The 15898-nt window shown below is 44.4% G+C and carries 13 protein-coding genes; 8 read left to right on the forward strand and 5 right to left on the reverse strand.

Features of this window, described 5'->3' with window-relative positions; all coding sequences use genetic code 11:
* The first annotated feature begins 202 nt into the window (after positions 1 to 202).
* Entirely contained in the window at positions 203 to 1180 is a 978-nt protein-coding gene (gene rlmF / locus DKT73_RS13425) for a 23S rRNA (adenine(1618)-N(6))-methyltransferase RlmF (protein ID WP_111639070.1), read from the forward strand.
* A gap of 50 nt (positions 1181 to 1230) precedes the next feature.
* Here the strand turns inward: rlmF and DKT73_RS13430 are convergent, their stop codons facing one another.
* Complete coding sequence (locus DKT73_RS13430; protein WP_111639071.1) at positions 1231 to 2136, reverse strand: pseudouridine-5'-phosphate glycosidase; 906 nt, start codon at positions 2134 to 2136, stop codon at positions 1231 to 1233.
* A complete protein-coding gene (locus DKT73_RS13435; protein ID WP_111639072.1) occupies positions 2133 to 3209 on the reverse strand; it encodes a carbohydrate kinase in 1077 nt (358 codons plus the stop codon). Before DKT73_RS13435 ends, DKT73_RS13430 begins: the two co-directional genes overlap by 4 nt.
* Before the next feature lie 175 nt (positions 3210 to 3384).
* On the opposite strand from DKT73_RS13435, the gene DKT73_RS13440 reads away from it, so the two are divergent.
* Together DKT73_RS13440 and DKT73_RS13445 are read left to right on the forward strand one after the other, a co-directional pair.
* The gene (locus DKT73_RS13440) at positions 3385 to 5685 is read left to right on the forward strand and encodes a bifunctional diguanylate cyclase/phosphodiesterase (protein WP_232827880.1); all 2301 of its coding nucleotides are present in this window, start codon (positions 3385 to 3387) and stop codon (positions 5683 to 5685) included.
* A gap of 107 nt (positions 5686 to 5792) precedes the next feature.
* On the forward strand, positions 5793 to 6515 hold the full coding sequence (locus DKT73_RS13445) for a 1-acylglycerol-3-phosphate O-acyltransferase (protein ID WP_111639073.1): 723 nt from the start codon (positions 5793 to 5795) through the stop codon (positions 6513 to 6515).
* A gap of 3 nt (positions 6516 to 6518) precedes the next feature.
* Here the strand turns inward: DKT73_RS13445 and DKT73_RS13450 are convergent, their stop codons facing one another.
* Positions 6519 to 7877 carry a DUF3482 domain-containing protein gene (locus DKT73_RS13450; protein ID WP_111639074.1) on the reverse strand — a complete coding sequence of 453 codons (1359 nt, stop codon included), beginning with the start codon at positions 7875 to 7877 and terminating at the stop codon, positions 6519 to 6521.
* 3 nt (positions 7878 to 7880) lie between these two features.
* Entirely contained in the window at positions 7881 to 9206 is a 1326-nt protein-coding gene (locus DKT73_RS13455) for a DUF2868 domain-containing protein (protein WP_157959188.1), read from the reverse strand.
* 306 nt (positions 9207 to 9512) lie between these two features.
* Between DKT73_RS13455 and DKT73_RS13460 the strand changes: the two genes are divergently transcribed.
* Positions 9513 to 11126 (forward strand): methyl-accepting chemotaxis protein, encoded by a 1614-nt coding sequence (locus DKT73_RS13460; protein ID WP_111639076.1) that lies wholly within the window; start codon positions 9513 to 9515, stop codon positions 11124 to 11126.
* An 82-nt stretch (positions 11127 to 11208) separates the two neighbouring features.
* Here DKT73_RS13460 and DKT73_RS13465 read toward each other — a convergent pair whose 3' ends face one another.
* A complete protein-coding gene (locus tag DKT73_RS13465) occupies positions 11209 to 11673 on the reverse strand; it encodes an Lrp/AsnC family transcriptional regulator (RefSeq protein WP_111639077.1) in 465 nt (154 codons plus the stop codon).
* Positions 11674 to 11809: 136 nt separating this feature from the next.
* On the opposite strand from DKT73_RS13465, the gene DKT73_RS13470 reads away from it, so the two are divergent.
* From DKT73_RS13470 to DKT73_RS13485, 4 genes are all read left to right on the forward strand, one after another.
* The gene (locus DKT73_RS13470) at positions 11810 to 12766 is read left to right on the forward strand and encodes a DMT family transporter (protein ID WP_111639078.1); all 957 of its coding nucleotides are present in this window, start codon (positions 11810 to 11812) and stop codon (positions 12764 to 12766) included.
* 325 nt (positions 12767 to 13091) lie between these two features.
* The gene (locus DKT73_RS13475) at positions 13092 to 13574 is read left to right on the forward strand and encodes a TRAP transporter small permease (RefSeq protein ID WP_111639079.1); all 483 of its coding nucleotides are present in this window, start codon (positions 13092 to 13094) and stop codon (positions 13572 to 13574) included.
* Positions 13571 to 14851: a TRAP transporter large permease subunit gene (locus tag DKT73_RS13480; RefSeq protein ID WP_111639080.1), complete on the forward strand. Its 1281-nt coding sequence runs from the start codon at positions 13571 to 13573 to the stop codon at positions 14849 to 14851. Before DKT73_RS13475 ends, DKT73_RS13480 begins: the two co-directional genes overlap by 4 nt.
* Before the next feature lie 15 nt (positions 14852 to 14866).
* Entirely contained in the window at positions 14867 to 15859 is a 993-nt protein-coding gene (locus tag DKT73_RS13485; protein WP_111639081.1) for a TRAP transporter substrate-binding protein, read from the forward strand.
* Positions 15860 to 15898 lie beyond the last annotated feature (39 nt).

The raw sequence follows: 15898 nt of genomic DNA on the forward strand, positions 1-15898 counted from the left end.
CCAAATACTTTGTAAGCTGGCCCAAAAGTATTGAGAAAGACCCTGCTGTAAAATGGTTTAGAACACTCATTGAAGACGTTGCAAAAACATTAATTCCTTATCCAGAGCCGTAATATTCTAGAGTGATGACGTATCAGCAGATTTAGTCCCTGATGAGGAATTCGGTTATACTCGCATTTTGGTTTAACACAATGGCATCCCTGTGGTCTTAAAAAGCAAGAATACAAAAAGCAAACGCACTAACAAATTAGAGCTTCATCCTCGCAACCCGCATCGTGCGCGTTACGATTTTGCTTTATTGGCGGATTCTTGCCCAGAACTTTCCAACTACATTCAACTGAATCAATACGGCAATGAGTCGGTTGATTTTGCCAATCCCAATGCCGTAAAAGCATTAAATCGTGCCTTGCTCAATCATTTTTATGGCGTGGCTTTTTGGGATATTCCACCTGGCTATCTTTGTCCGCCAATTCCCGGTCGAGCTGATTACATTCACTACCTTGCCGATTTATTAGCCGCTAGTAATGAAGGTGTCATTCCTCGAGGAAAAGGGGTAAAAGTCTTAGATGTGGGAGTTGGAGCAAACTGCGTGTATCCGATTATTGGTCATCAAGAATATGGCTGGCAGTTTGTTGGTTCCGATGTGAATCCTGTTGCTGTGGCAACCTGTGACACCATAGTGAAGTCTAATGCTTGTTTAAAAGGCGCGATCGTGGCGCGTTTACAAACGCAACCGGCCAAGCTGTTTGATGGTGTCTGGAAAGAGAAAGACCGCTTTGACTTGACCTTATGCAATCCGCCGTTTCATACCAGTGAATCAGCGATGGTGGATGAGTCACAACGTAAATGGCGTGGTGTAAAAGGTAAAGTAGTGACAAAGCCCGTGCTGAATTTTGGTGGTACCGCGGCAGAGCTTTGGTGTGAGGGCGGTGAAGCGGGGTTTGTCGCACGAATGATTAAAGAGAGTGCGCAATACGCTGATCGTTGCTTTTGGTTTACTTCTTTAGTGGCGCGTCAGGCGAACTTAGAGACGATATATCGTAGCTTAAAAGAAGTGGGTGCTCGTCAGGTGAAGACGATTGATATGGCGCAAGGTCAAAAAATCAGTCGATTTGTTGCTTGGAGTTTTCTGGCTGACGATCAAATCGACTACTGGAAAGACAATTATTGGCAGAGCTGAGGCCAGTTTAGACATGACAAACCTAGGTGTTTGCCATGTCGTTCACTTGATTAAAGTGCGGAAGCGATCTCGGCCGCTAAACGTGCGTTGTTAAACACCAATTGAATATTACTCGCTAAACTGTCACCACCGGTTAACTCTGCAACACGTGCAAGTAAAAAGGGCGTTGATTCTTTACCAACGACACCTTGCGCTTCCATTTCCGTCAATGCCTGATTAATTGCTGCATCGATAGCGGCTTTGTCCATTGCAAAGGCTTCCGGAATTGGGTTCGCAATAATCGCTCCGCCGTGCAATTGCATTCCCCATTTTGCCTTAATGAAGTCGGCAATATCACCTGCAGACTGCATGTTGTAATCTACCGTTTGATCACTTTCACGGGTGTAAAAAGCAGGCAGTACATCGGTTTTATAGCCTAATACTGGCACGCCTTGAGTTTCCAAATATTCACGGGTTAGCGCAAGATCAAGAATGGATTTTGCGCCTGCACAGACAACAGCGACATTGGTTTTCGCCAATTCTTGTAAATCCGCAGAAATATCAAAAGTTTGCTGTGCACCGCGATGAACACCACCAATGCCGCCAGTGGCAAAAACCTTAATGCCTGCCATGGCGGCAATAATCATGGTAGCGGCTACCGTTGTGGCGCCGTGTTGTTTTTGAGCCACGACAAAGGGTAAATCACGACGAGAGCACTTGGTGACCGATAAACCGGCTTTCGCTAAGGTGTCGATCTCGTCGTTGCTTAATCCTGCCTTTAGTCGACCATCAATGATCGCGATGGTGGCAGGCACTGCGCCATTATCACGAATGATCTGTTCCACTTTTTTGGCGGTTTCGGCGTTCTGTGGCCACGGCATACCATGAGAAATAATGGTACTTTCGAGTGCAACAACGGGTTTTCCTGCGGCAAGCGCAGCGGCAACGTCTGGGTGTATGTCTAGGTATTGGTTCATTGTTTTTCTATCCATTGGGTAACAGTTTGAACAGTCAGTTCTGGGTTATTGGCATGAGGGCTTTCTAGTGTCATGGCGGCACAGGCCAGTGCAAAAGACAGTGATTGATCTAGGTTCATGTTTTGTTGGCAAGCGCTTAAATAGCCCGCTAATAGTGCATCTCCGGCTCCTGTATCGCTAACGGCTTGAGTCGGGTAGCAAGCTTGTCGAACCGTGTGTTGCGTGTCTGCGTAAAGTAGGCCTTGACTGCCTAGGCTGAGTAAGACTTGCCCAACCCCTTCCGATACTAAGGCCTTTGCGAGGGGTTCTGGGTCGGATTCGGTGCAATCGAGAATCGCACGAGCCTCGTCTTGATTGACTTTGAGCACGGCTAATTTAGGCAATATAGCGCGTAAACGAGGCGCTTTTGCGGTAGAAACTGCGTCTGCGATAAAATGGGCTGATAGCGGTTGTTGGGCGAGCCAAGCAATAATATCAGCGGGCAAATTGGCATCGATAATAATACGATGAGCACTTTGTAACAGCGCTTGTTTGCTGATGAGCTTTTGTTCCTCTAGGTTATCGATAATGCGCATGTCAGCGATAGCGGCTTGTAGGGTGCCATTGCTGTCATTGATGGCGAGATAGGTGCCTGTGGGTAATGTCTCATGACGTAAGACGTTGTGCGTTTCCACACCGCTCAAACGGGTCTGTTCGATAAGCCAATCGCCACGCTGATCTAATCCGATGGGGGCGATCAAATGTACATGTTCGCCTAAACGTGCCAAATTTTCGGCAATATTACGTCCGACACCGCCTGGGCTTTGGCTAATAGTGCCTGGATTTGAGTCATGTGAATGTAGGTTTTTACTGCTATGGCCGTTGATGTCCACATTGGCCCCCCCTAGAACAACATAGGTGTTTTGCTCAGCAAGCAAATAGCCTTTGCCTAAAATATAGCCTTGTCGAGTCAGCTGCATGATATGACCGGCGACGGATTCTCGGCTCATGTTGAGTCGGTTTGCAATGGCTTGCTGTGAAGCAAGTGGATCGACTTTGATGGCTTGATAAACTCGGTACGTTTGATCTTTCATAAGTGAATTAACAGAAGTTTAAATTGATAACTTATGTTAAATTTTGCGTAAATACAAGATCGTTCATGAGAATATGGCATACAATTTAAATTGGCCCTATTATCCATAGATATGCGTGTTTTTTGAGCGTCTGCTCAGCAGCCTAGGTCATTAGCATCAAAGAGGTTTTAGAGTATTGAAAAGCTTTCAAGCACGACTGATTATGTTTGTTTTAATACTGCTTGCGCTAGCCCAGCTGGGTACCGCGTTGGCGGTATTATCATCATTAAAGAAAGACAATTACAGGCAGGGCGTAGACTCTATTGATGTCTCGCGCAAAGTATTTGACTTATTACTGGAAGCACGCGCGGAGCAGTTAACCAAAGGCGTTGAAATACTAACGTCAGATTTTGGCTTTAAACAAGCGGTAGCGACGCGAGAAACAGGCACCTTGCAGTCTGTTCTACAAAATCATGGTGCCCGTATTAATGCTGACATTTCGCTTTTGGTCTCACCACGAGGTGAAATGATCAGTGTGACCCAAGAAGTGAACATGAGCAGTGCCATCTCTGAGCTTGTGTTGTCCGCTCGTCGCTCTGGCGGCGCTTCGATCAGCACCATGATTGATTTTGACAATCGTGCTTATCAATTGGTGTTGGTGCCTGTAAGAGCCCCCAATATCATTGCTTGGGTAGGTATGGCGTTTTTATTGGATCAGGCGTTAGCTGAACAAATTAAAAACGTCACAGGGCTGGATATTAGTTTTGTTTATGAGACCAATGATGAAGAAAAATTGGCAGGCTTTTCAACCTTGCCAACGGATGAGAAGGTAAGGCTATTTAATAGTATTGGTGATGTTGAAAATATTCTTGAGTCTCCTGTGTTTTCCGATGGTGAAAACTATTTGTCACTTGGTGTGGATTTAGGTATCCCAACTCAATGGGGGATCATTCATTTACCCTATGGGCCTTGGCTCGCAAGCTACAATAACACCCGTAGTCAGTTGGTGTTAATTTTTGCTGGTGCGTTGGCATTGGCATTGTTATTTGGTGTGGCGCTTGCTCGTAATATGACGCAGCCCATTAATCGATTGGTGGATTATGCGGCACAAATAGGACTGGGTGGTACGAAAGGTCCAGTACAGGCACCGGATATCGCAGGGGAATTTGGTGTTTTGTCCAATACCATGAAGACCATGCAGGATTCTATTATTAATAGGGAGGCTGAGCTGACCTATCGAGCTTCTCATGACCAACTGACGGGGTTGTTTAATCAGAGTGCTGTCGAGCAATATTTAAGTGAGCAGCTGCCCAAAGAACAAGGCGGTTTGGTGTTGGTTAATATTCGTCACTTTAAACACATTAACAATATGCTGGGGTTTGATGCGGGCAGCATATTGCTCTCTAAAGTGGCTGAGCGCCTGCAAAAATGGTCGTCAGTCAGTATGTTGGCGCGATTAAGTGGTGACAAATTCTTATTGATTCTCGACCGTCCCATTACTGTAGACGATTGCATTGAGTTAAAGTGTTTATTCAATGAAGAGTTTGAAGTGGAAACGGGTTCAGGTATTCGTTTGGACATCAGTATTGCAGTATTGCCGTTTGAGCATGCAACGTCGAGTGTTAATAGCGTAATGCGACGATTGGACATTGTGGCCGATGAAGCCAGAGATTCGAATGAGTTATGCGTGTTTTATGAAGTAGGTCAGGATGAAAACCACCGTCGTCAGTTAACGATTATTCGTGATCTACCAATGGCGTTGCAATCCAATCAATTGTTTGTGGTGTATCAGCCTAAAGTGGGGGTGGCATTAAATGATTGTCACGAAGCGGAAGCGTTAATTCGCTGGATTCACCCTGAATTAGGCTTTCTTCCACCAGATGAGTTTATTGGTTTATTAGAGCGTGTGGGTAACATTCAGCAGCTGACTCAATGGGTGATTAATACCGTCCTAGCACAGTTGAGCGTATGGTGGTCTCAAGGCGACGAAATTCGTGTGGCGGTGAACCTATCTGCTTTGGATCTGTTGGATGAGCAACTGCCGACTATGGTGTCGGAGGCGTTAAAAGCAAATGGCTTGCCGACGCGGGCCTTGGCCTTAGAGGTCACGGAAAGTGCGGTGATGAAAGACCGTGTGAAAGTCATTAATGTTTTAAATGCTCTGCAAAAAATGGGTATTCATCTTGCTATTGATGACTTTGGTACAGGCCAGTCTTCGTTATCGTATTTGCGTGAATTGCCCGTGAATGAAGTGAAAATTGACCGCGCCTTTATTCAATACATTGATACCAATAAAGGCGATGAATTTATTACCAAAGCCACTATCGATTTATCCCATAGCCTGGGCTTCCAAGTAACAGCGGAAGGCGCTGAAAATGCCGAAGGTGTGGTACTTTTAAACCAATATCATTGTGATAAGATACAGGGCTATTTTTATTCCAAACCTCTGATTGCAGAGGAGTTTTATAAGTGGCGCGAGGCTTTTCATAAGCACTAAAACGTACATCTCTAGGCGATTATTTCGCGACGGTATTGGAAAAACGGTCGTTTCCTGAGGTGTACAATAATGAATCTTTCAAGCTGTTAAGGAAGGTTGACACCAATATGTTGCTTTTGCTACGGATGACATTGCTATTATTGCTGGTTTTTGGGGTAACACTGTTTGGCATAGTGTTTTGCCTGCTGACGTTATGGTCGAAAAATCGTGTGTATTATTTGGGCAGAGTGTTTGCGCAAGTAGGCCCTCTGTTTGGTTTATCGGTTGAAGGTCGAGTGGCGCAAGCCGCAAAAAATATTCCTCAAGCCGTCTACGTGGCGAACCACCAGAACAACTTTGATTTATTTACCTTGGCTGTGGTTGTGCCAAAAGGGGTTGTGACCGTGGGTAAAACCAGCCTACGTTGGATTCCATTCTTTGGTATTTTGTATTGGGCCAGTGGTAACTTCCTGATTAATCGAGAAAATCGGCGACAAGCGATTGCCACCATTGATCAGATTGTCTCTAGCATGACAAAAACGGGACTGTCTATTTGGATGTTTCCAGAGGGTACTCGCAGTCGAGGACGCGGCTGGTTGCCTTTCAAAAGGGGGGCTTTTCATGCCGCGGTACAAGCGGGCGTTCCGATTGTACCGGTGGTATGTAGTAGTACCCACGGTCAAGTGCAGTTAAACCGTTGGGACAATGGCAAAGTACTGGTTGAAATGTTACCACCGATTGAGACCTCAGGATTACAAGAGATCGACGTAGTAAGCTTAATGAAACAATGCGAGCAACAGATGCACGACACTCAGCAACGTTTAGATCGCGAACTCCAGCAGGCTCACTAATCGTTAATCGGTATTTTTCTCAAGCGTTTTTTCTAAGTGACTTTGTAACTTTTGCAAGCTCGGGTGGCTATCCGACAGCTCTTGTGTTGCCCACTCTGGGTGCTGTTGGGCCTGTTTCCAATACGGTTTTATGTGAGCAATTAAGTCATCATTTTGCGTTTGAGCATTGAGCTCATAAGCTTTTTGTGTAGCATGACCACGCTGATGTAAGTGGTGAATGGCACTGAGTCCACGTAAGCACAAGAGTGTCAGAGTTGCGTGATCCAAGCACAAGAAGTAGCGCTTTGTCAGCTTGCTTTTCAGGGTGTCTTTATAATGCTGTCCTGTTTTCCACGTCGCGCCGAGTAAAGCGCCAATGGTTGTGGCTGTTCCTAGCGTTAATCCTGCCGACATGACATCAATGCCTGCGCCAATTGCCGCCCCTGTTAACGCACTGGTGCCACTCTCTATTCCCCACTCTTTCAGTGTTTCTTTCGCAAATATATCTTGTTGCCAGCGGTCATTTTGAATGGCCAGCGGTGTGGCTACTAAGTCTTCTTCTTGGAATTCATAAAGTCGCAAAAGTTGACGGATAAAGTGACTCTCTAGTGTGCGTATTTTATTTTCAAACATCTGCGAGTCATCGTCTGTTGGTGGATAACAGGTGCATTCAATACGAGTGCTGGCGGCTTTTAATAGCAATCCTGCCAATTGATGGCTTGCCATGGTTTTACGCAGCTGGGCTGCGTCTTCGCGCGATTTAATGAGATGAGCTAGAGTGTCATAGTCCTCAGGCATTAAGCTCTGAATACTTTGATAGAGGCGCTTCTCATCTTCAAAATAAAACGCCACTGTGTCGTACTTTATGACGGCATGCAAATGGCGTTCAGCGAGGACATTACGCCATGCTTCCATATGGGCACTGGTCGATGCACTGAAATTCAAAATAGGAATAATGGGTTTATTGGCGCTGGCCAGCAAGGCCAGCTCATCAAGGTATTTGCCTAACGGTGCTTGGCGGATATCAATCACGTATAAAATGATATCGGCTTTCGTTAATTGTTTTAGAATTTTTGCTTCTTGTTCGAATTCTTCCCGTGCGAACGAACTTTCACAAAAGGGCAGTAACCAGTCCGCGCCTTGATAAGAACGAAAGGCGTCTGAATGGCGGATTTGCCAAAGACCAATAGAATCTTCAAATCCTGGGGTGTCGGTCAAGGTGATGGCGGATTGTTGGCCAATTTTGATCTTAACGCTTTCTACGTGGCGAGTGGTTCCGGCTCTGTCACTCACTTCACCAAAATCTTGTTTGCGCAGTAAAGTACGGATCAAGGAGGTTTTTCCTGTGTTCGCGTGGCCAACCACTAAAAGGGAAATCGACACGGCTTAGTCCTTTTGATTGAGTTGTGAAGAGTGAAGGCGTGTTTCTCTGGCGAGGCGCTGCCAGTCTTCGAGAAATGTGGCGTTGTTATCGTCCGTTATCACCATCAATAATGAAGGATATACCGTGGCCGCTCGAGAGAAAAAGCGTCGTGTGCCACGATCAGGACTCTGTCCAGCATTGACCAGAACATACATAGGCTCGTCGCTGGACGAGGCTAAAAAGCGATCCTGTTCTTCTCGGTTGTTTAATAAAGACACGGAGGAGGCTGAGTGTAAGCACTCAGGCTTGTTTTGGCTCCATTCAAATAAAGCCCAGTTGTGTGAATAGGCGCTGTCTGGAAGCGTGTTCTTATGCGCTTCGTCCATATTTTTAGAGCCACTTTCTACTCTGTGATGATCCGCATCTAGGACAGTGCGGCGCTGGCTTTCTGGTTGGCGATAGCGATTTTGAATGATTTTTTCCTGAGTGCTAAGCGGTTGTGTCGCACGTTTAATGTGATACATGCTCAAGCAGAAAACAGTGAAAATCAGTCTAGGCAGGACGCCATAAAACATAATGCTTGCGAGCAAGAAGTTCGCCCAATGTTGTCTTGTGCTAGCCGTTTGCGCAACGAGATCCACTCGGCTAGCGAGAATATCAAATTGATTTGGCAGAGTCATGCCAAACCACTGAGGAACAATGCTTAAGGCTTGTGTTAATTGAATAAAAGCACCATCACTTAATAACGTGGTTTCCCAGACAAAATTGACTTGATTAGTCAGTAATAGGAGCAAGGTCATAAGCCAGCCAGCTAATAAATAGCACCCCCACGCACCGTGAGAAATACTGCTAACTAACCACTTATTTGATCGCGTGGCGCACTGCCAGTGTAGGTAAGCGGCACTTACGTGTGTATTGATATGTGAGTGCTTACTTAGCTTTTTGTTAAGAAACATCAGTAGACCTAGCAACATACCTTTGCTTTCTGTGTTTTGTCTCATGGTGGCTATCATAGTGACAAACCAAACGACAAAATTTAGGGCATGAAATCCTAATAAGATAATGAACAGCCAGAAAATATTCACCTGATTGGATTGGCTTGTCGCAAAAGCGGGCGGAACCGCCATAAAACCCAACAAAAAACAGACGACCAGTAAGCCTAGAATCGCATGATTAAAGTAGCGTTTGAGTCGTATAAACTGAGCTAGGTAGCTGGTGGATTGAGGTGAGGTTTCCAGCTCTTTGAGGGCACTAGACAGATCGTTTGCGTGAGTGGGTAGCCGAAACTCGGTGTGTGTTTCTAACCAAGCGGCTAGAGCAAGTTTGGCGCTATGAGTTGGAAAAGTCATGTTTTGAAATACTCTTTTCATGGTTTTTATCAGAAAAATCTTGCCATCCTGCTCTCATTTTCTAAGCGATCTTTTACGGCTTAGCGCTATTTTTATCAATCGGTAAAGTTTGCTTTTCATTTAAATAAAGTTAATAAGGTCAATGAGTTAGTTTTTTATTGAGTTAAGTCAATAGAAACGTATTAATACGTTATTTAGTTCAGTATAAATGTAGGTAATTGTTAATCCACATTGCCTCTCAGGCATCAACAACTCTATCATTAATCACATGTGTAAAAGCGATAGTTTTTGTTAGGAGACAAAGCAATGCGTTTAAATTCTATCAGAGTAAAAAGTTCGGTACCTGTTTTGATTATGAGTGTTATCTTTATTGTTGCATCCGTATCGATGGGATACATCATTAATCAACTAAACGCCGCTCTAAATGCACAAGCTGAATCCTATGGAAAAGCCTCAGCTGCCATTTTAAACGCGGATCGCGACCTTTACCAAGCCAAGCTTGCAGAGCAACGAATTGTGGTTGGCATTGGCAATCTTGCTAATGAAGAAAAAGATCGCGTTGAAAATGCACAGCAGGTAAAAGATCGTTTTAATTTATTTCGCCAGTATTTAGCGAATGAGCCACAGGTTTATCAATCTTTAGGAGAGTTTGAAAGAGCCTTCAATACTTGGCTAAATGCGTCAAATGCGTTTGTGGCTCTGAAGCCGGGTGAGCCAGGATTTGATGCGGCAGAACAAAAAGCCAATACAGACTTCCAAGCATTGCGGAATATGCTAGACAAAGCCGGTGAAGCGGTCAACAACCATGCAGATTTATCCAAGAAGCGTATAGAAGAACAAGTTTTTGTTTTTGAAGAGTTTGCGTTGGTTATCGTGATACTTGGTTTGTTGATGGCCGCTTGGTTTAGCTACAGAACCCCTAAAACGCTAGCAAATCAAGTGACGTACTTGGCGCATCGCATTCGTGAAATATCCGAGGGCGATGGCGATTTAACGCAACGTATTAAGTTTTCGACTGACGATGAGCTAGGTGATCTTGCCAAAGAGTTTAACGACTTTGTGGATCGTCTAAGAGGGATTATCAGCAGCATTCACAAACAGTCTGATTCCTTGGGAGAAATGACGGGACAGCTAAATAAAGTAGCGGCTAAAACCTCAGGCATTACTACGGTACTATCTAATGCATCCGCTTCGATTGTCAGTGCTGGCCACCAAATGGATATGTCCAATCAACAAATGGCGACGGTAGCACGTGATACAGCGGATGAGGCGAAAAATTCGAATAATTTGACACAAAATGGAATGGCAGCAGTCAATAAATCTCAACACGCTATTACAACACTCGTGGCAGATATCGAGATTGCCCTTGGTCGCTCCGGTGAGTTACAAAAAAGTTCAGAAAGTATCGCCTCTGTTTTGGAAGTGATTCGTAATATTGCCGAACAAACCAACTTGTTGGCACTGAATGCGGCGATAGAAGCAGCGCGCGCGGGTGAACAAGGTCGTGGTTTTGCGGTGGTTGCGGATGAAGTTCGTACCTTGGCGACCCGTACCCAAGACAGCACCAATGAAATTGAAGGCATGATTGAACAATTAAAAATCAATGTCACAGAATCCTCTAAAGCGATTCAAAACAGTCGTGACAATGCTGAGTTTACGGTTACCAACTTTGGTGAAGTGACTAAAATATTTAACGGTATACAGGCGTCATTTGCAAAAGTTCAAGCAATGGCAGCTCAAACAGCGCAAGCGACGCAAGAGCAATCGATTGTTTCTAATGACATCAACCGCAACATGGTGTCGTTGAAAGATCAAACCGACTCGGTTCAATCTGTCTCTGACCTACTAGCACAGCAAGCCAAAGACATTACACAGTTATATAAAATTTTGGATCAGCAAGTCGGCAGTTTTAAAGTCTAAAAATAACGCTTTCCGTTTTAACAACAAAACCGTTTATCGATAGATAAGCGGTTTTGTTGCTTATTAGGCCCCATTTGAGATCTTATGTGGACATTCTCTTTAGAGGCAATGGTGCCGCCGTTTTCACTGAACGAATGGCAAAGTGGCTTTGAATGTCTTTGACATGAGGCAAGGACTGCAAGGCTTTCAAAATACGCTCGTAATCTTGTAGATCCACCGCGACCACTTCGAGCCGGTAGTCTGCAATGCCAGATACCAAATGCGCGCTGATGATGTCTTCCATCTCCAAAATCGCTTTTTCAAATACGATATGTTTGTCGCCAGCATGGCTTTTCAAACGCACTTCCACAAACACCGTCATGGAAAAACCGGCTTTTTGGCGATCAATGCGGGCGTGATAACCCTCGATCACACCCGTGTCTTCAAGCTGCTTCACGCGGCGTAAACAAGGCGAGGGCGATAGATGAATTTCTTCCGCTAAGGCAACGTTGGTCAGACGGCCATCGGACTGTAAATGGGAGAGAATGTCTAGATCGGTTTTATCCATGTTGGCATACTTAGTAATTAATTGGTTTTAATTGGGTGTTATATGCTAAAAAATAGCCTTTTATGAGGCTAAATAGCAAGGACATGCTCGCAGGTAAAGGCAGATAATAATCTTATCGATTTCCCGCGAGGTGGTTATGCCGCAAACAGTCACACAACACACATCAACCATGTCCGCTCAAGAACCACCAAAATACAAACAATACGCCACGGGTTGGGGTTTTCGTCTTGGTCTCTGTGCCGCGTTCGTGAGCATTTTGATTTGGGCCTCTTGGTTGGTCAGTATGCGAGCCGGCATGACCAACACTTTGACCGCTTTCGATTTGGGTATCCTGCGATTTTCTCCGCCAGCATTATTACTGTTTCCTTTCTTATGGCGCGCTAGAGCTCAGGTTAAAGCAGTATCTCCTATTCTTTTGCTCGGTATCATTTGTGGTGCAGGGTTGCCGTTTTTTTATCTCAGCGCGACCGGTTTGAAATACGCGCCAGCGTCTCACGCAGGTTTACTGATTCTTGGTGCCTTTCCCTTCTTCGTAACCTTGTTGGCCGTGCTTTTCTATCAAGAAAAAGTGAGCCGTGAACGCAAAATAGGCTTGAGTTTTGTCTGTGCTGGAGTTCTGGTTTTGTTCAGCTTGTCGCTGCTGACTGCACCTGAAAACACATGGAAAGGCGATTTATTACTGCTGGCAGCCAGCTTCTTCTGGGCGGTGTATACCGTCAGTTTACGGATTGCTGGCTTACCACCATTAGTCTCAACCGCGCTGATGGGCTTGGTATCATTCATTGCTTTGGCTATTTTATGGGCAACAGGTCTGGTTTCCAGTGGCTTGGCTGAGGCGTCTTGGGACATGTTAGCAGGGCAAATCCTTGTGCAAAGTTTACTTGTCGGCTTGATGACCGGATTCTCCTATGGCTACGCCATCCAAAAACTTGGCGCTGAAAATATGGCCGCCATCGGCGCCTTCACACCCGTACTCGCTGCCCTCATCGCCATCCCAGTCCTTGGCGAACACCTAGAAGGCTATTCTATCGCCGGACTCATCTTCGTCAGCATTGGCGTCGTCATTGCTAGTGGTATCTTGAAGAAGCGGTAGTTCATTTAGGGTCATGTTTTTTATGATCTATAAAATACGCTTTTAATGCACGCTACTGAACTGCCTATCTTTTGTGATCAAGATAGGCAGTTTTTTTATGCCTATTTTTCTTAAGTCGCAAATTTCTAAAAAACTGTACAGAAAAGCTTCACTTAATTTATTTTTGTGTCATTATACGGGAATATCGTTTTAAATTATTCCGTATTGCGGAATAAATGTCGATTTTACTGTTTTCTACACTCTGACAGTAAACGATCAAACGAAAATAATAAGTATAAAAAGCAGTTAATGGGATTTCCCATTCAGTTTTTAGAGGTTTTACACCATGAAAAAAATAATAAAGTGGATGTGGAAGATTATTGACGTACTGATCACAAGTATTTTGGCTGTGATGGTGGTACTGGTCTTTACCAATGTGGTTCTGCGTTATGGTTTTTCATCAGGTATACGTTCATCTGTTGAATTATCGCGGTTAGGTCTGGTTTGGATTGTTTTGTTGGGAGCCGCCGTTGTGTTGCGTCGGGGAGAGCATCTTGCCGTAACAGAATTTTCTGAACGTTTTTTTCCATCTGCCGTGCCGATTTTAAACCGACTTATTTGGTTGGTTATTCTCATTTCATCTAGCATGTTATTCATTGGTGCGTTAAATCAAACCTTAGCCAATTGGCATAATATCTCTCCGTTAACAGGTCTACCATCGGCATTATTTGCACTAGCTGGGGTAATTTCAGGTTTGCTGATTGGTCTGATTTCTCTGGTTCGAATCTTTAATCCTAGCTGGTTATTGGAACAGGAGGATGACGAATGACTCTGTTTATATTTCTTGGCGTGTTGATCTTATCTATTTTACTGGGCCTGCCTGTTTCTTTTGCTTTATTGCTGTCTTCTATGGCGCTAATGCTACATATGGATTTGTTTAGTGCAGACATTTTGTCCCAGGCACTGATTGGTGGTGTAGATAGCTTTACCTTGTTGGCGATTCCTTTCTTCTTGATCGCAGGGGAGGTAATGGCGACAGGTGGTCTTTCTGAACGTATTGTGCGTCTTGCTAATACTTTTGTGGGTCATCGTAAAGGTGGACTGGGCTATGTCGCAATTTTCACTTCTATTTTATTAGCTGGTTTGTCTGGTTCAGCGGTAGCAGATGCGGCTGCCTTGGTCAGTATCCTCTATCCAATGATGAAGAAAGCCAATTATCCAGAAGGCTCATCCATCGGCTTGTTGGCGTCTGGTGGCATTATTGCCCCAGTTATACCACCGTCTATTCCGCTCATTTTGATTGGTGTTGCGGGTGGTATTTCCATTAAGAACTTGTTTATTGGCGGTATTGTTCCTGGCTTGTTAATGGGTGTGACACTGGTGTTTCTATGGAGTTTTATTGTCCGCAAAGAGAATTTGACACTACAGAAAAAAGCCACCGTAAAAGAGAAAGTAGCAGCGTTAAAAGACGGAATCTGGGCATTGTTTCTTCCGATTATCATTTTGGGTGGTATTCGTTTCGGTATATTTACTCCAACAGAAGCCGCGGTTGTCGCTGCTGTGTACGCTATTTTCGTATCCGCTTTTATCTATAAAGAGCTGAGCTTCAAACGTTTGTATTACGTACTGGGTCGGGCAGGGCGTTCTACAGCGATGGTGATGTTTTTAGTTGGGTGTGCCATGGTCGCTGCATGGTTGATTACTGTGGCACAACTTCCTCAACAACTGGCTGAAATTCTAGCCCCTATGATAGATAACCCTCGTTTGTTAATGGCAGTGATCATGTTGCTGGTTTTTTTAGTCGGTATGGTGATGGATTTAAGTCCGACAATTTTAATTCTAGTTCCGTTGTTAATGCCGATCGTCAAAATGGCGGGAATTGATCCGGTTTACTTTGGCTTAATGTTTGTTATTAACACCTCGATTGGCCTAATTACGCCTCCTGTTGGCACGGTTTTAAATGTCGTGTGCGGCGTGTCTCGAGTCTCTATTTCCACCTCTGTGAAGGGCATTTTACCCTTCATAGGCGCTTATGTTTTGCTGTTAATACTCTTCATAGTATTTCCTAGCATCATCACTGTTCCGATGAAATTTATTATTGGATAACCCAAGGAGAAAATAATGAAAACAATAAAAAGATTATTTAAAGGTGTTGGTCTGGTATCCGTTGTTTCGTGTGCTGTTTTATCAAATTCAGGTTTTGCAGAGACGACATTAAAGTTAGCTCATGCTGCTCCCGAGTCAGATCTGCAACAAGATATGTCCGTTTTTTTTAAGAAAGAGGTAGAGGCTCGTACGAACGGTGATGTGAAAATCAATATCTTTCCTCAGGGTCAGCTTGGTAATGACGAGCAAATGATTCAGAGCACACGTTTTGGGTTGGTAGATTTCTCCATTGTTGGATTGAATAACTACTCCGGCTTATTACCTGAATCGGCTGCATTTACCTTGCCTTTTATGTTTCCTGATCGCCAAACTGCTTACAAAGTGTTAGATGGAGAGGTAGGTCAGTCTGTCTCTAAACAAATGGAAGCCTTTGATTTAAAAGGTCTAGGTTACCCAGAAAATGGCTATCGTAATGTGACCAATAGCCGAGGGCCAATTCGTACTCCCGCTGATGTAAAAGGCTTACGTATGAGGGTCAATAATTCTAAAGCCTTAAACGATATGTTTAATATGCTAGGTGCGAATCCGGCCCAAATTCCGGTTTCGGAGCTCTATACCGCACTAGAAACAGGTGTTGTTGATGCACAAGATCATCCTATCGGCGTGACTTTGTCTTTTAAGTTTTATGAAGTGCAGAAATTCTTAAGTTTGACTCAACACGCTTATTCGCCTCTTGCCTTTACGATGAACTTAAAGTCCTTCAATAAATTAAGCCCTGCGAATCAATCGATTATCACGCAAGTTGCGCAGGAAGCTGTTGAGATGCAGCGCAAGCTGAGTATTGAAAAAGAAGATTCTATGATTGCTCAATTGGAAAAAGATGGCATGAAAGTCAACCGAGATGTCGATGGCGCGGCTTTCCAGCAAGCCGTTAAGCCTGTTTGGGATGCCTTTATTAAAGAGCATGGTGACAAAATGATCAACGATATTTTAGCCGCATCAAAGTAGTCATAAAGCCTTGGCTCGGTGCTTTCTATTCGTTTAAGT

Origin of the sequence: Marinomonas shanghaiensis, assembly GCF_003259175.1 — a bacterium.
Classification (GTDB): domain Bacteria; phylum Pseudomonadota; class Gammaproteobacteria; order Pseudomonadales; family Marinomonadaceae; genus Marinomonas; species Marinomonas shanghaiensis.

What these genes read in the sequence shown, in the direction of transcription:
- DKT73_RS13430 (WP_111639071.1), bottom strand. Translation starts at nt 2,136, where the DNA reads ATGAACCAATACCTAGACATACACCCAGACGTTGCCGCTGCGCTTGCC.
- DKT73_RS13435 (WP_111639072.1), bottom strand. Translation starts at nt 3,209, where the DNA reads ATGAAAGATCAAACGTACCGAGTTTATCAAGCCATCAAAGTCGATCCA.
- DKT73_RS13445 (WP_111639073.1), top strand. Translation starts at nt 5,793, where the DNA reads ATGTTGCTTTTGCTACGGATGACATTGCTATTATTGCTGGTTTTTGGG.
- DKT73_RS13455 (WP_157959188.1), bottom strand. Translation starts at nt 9,206, where the DNA reads ATGACTTTTCCAACTCATAGCGCCAAACTTGCTCTAGCCGCTTGGTTA.
- DKT73_RS13460 (WP_111639076.1), top strand. Translation starts at nt 9,513, where the DNA reads ATGCGTTTAAATTCTATCAGAGTAAAAAGTTCGGTACCTGTTTTGATT.
- DKT73_RS13465 (WP_111639077.1), bottom strand. Translation starts at nt 11,673, where the DNA reads ATGGATAAAACCGATCTAGACATTCTCTCCCATTTACAGTCCGATGGC.
- DKT73_RS13470 (WP_111639078.1), top strand. Translation starts at nt 11,810, where the DNA reads ATGCCGCAAACAGTCACACAACACACATCAACCATGTCCGCTCAAGAA.
- DKT73_RS13475 (WP_111639079.1), top strand. Translation starts at nt 13,092, where the DNA reads ATGAAAAAAATAATAAAGTGGATGTGGAAGATTATTGACGTACTGATC.
- DKT73_RS13480 (WP_111639080.1), top strand. Translation starts at nt 13,571, where the DNA reads ATGACTCTGTTTATATTTCTTGGCGTGTTGATCTTATCTATTTTACTG.
- DKT73_RS13485 (WP_111639081.1), top strand. Translation starts at nt 14,867, where the DNA reads ATGAAAACAATAAAAAGATTATTTAAAGGTGTTGGTCTGGTATCCGTT.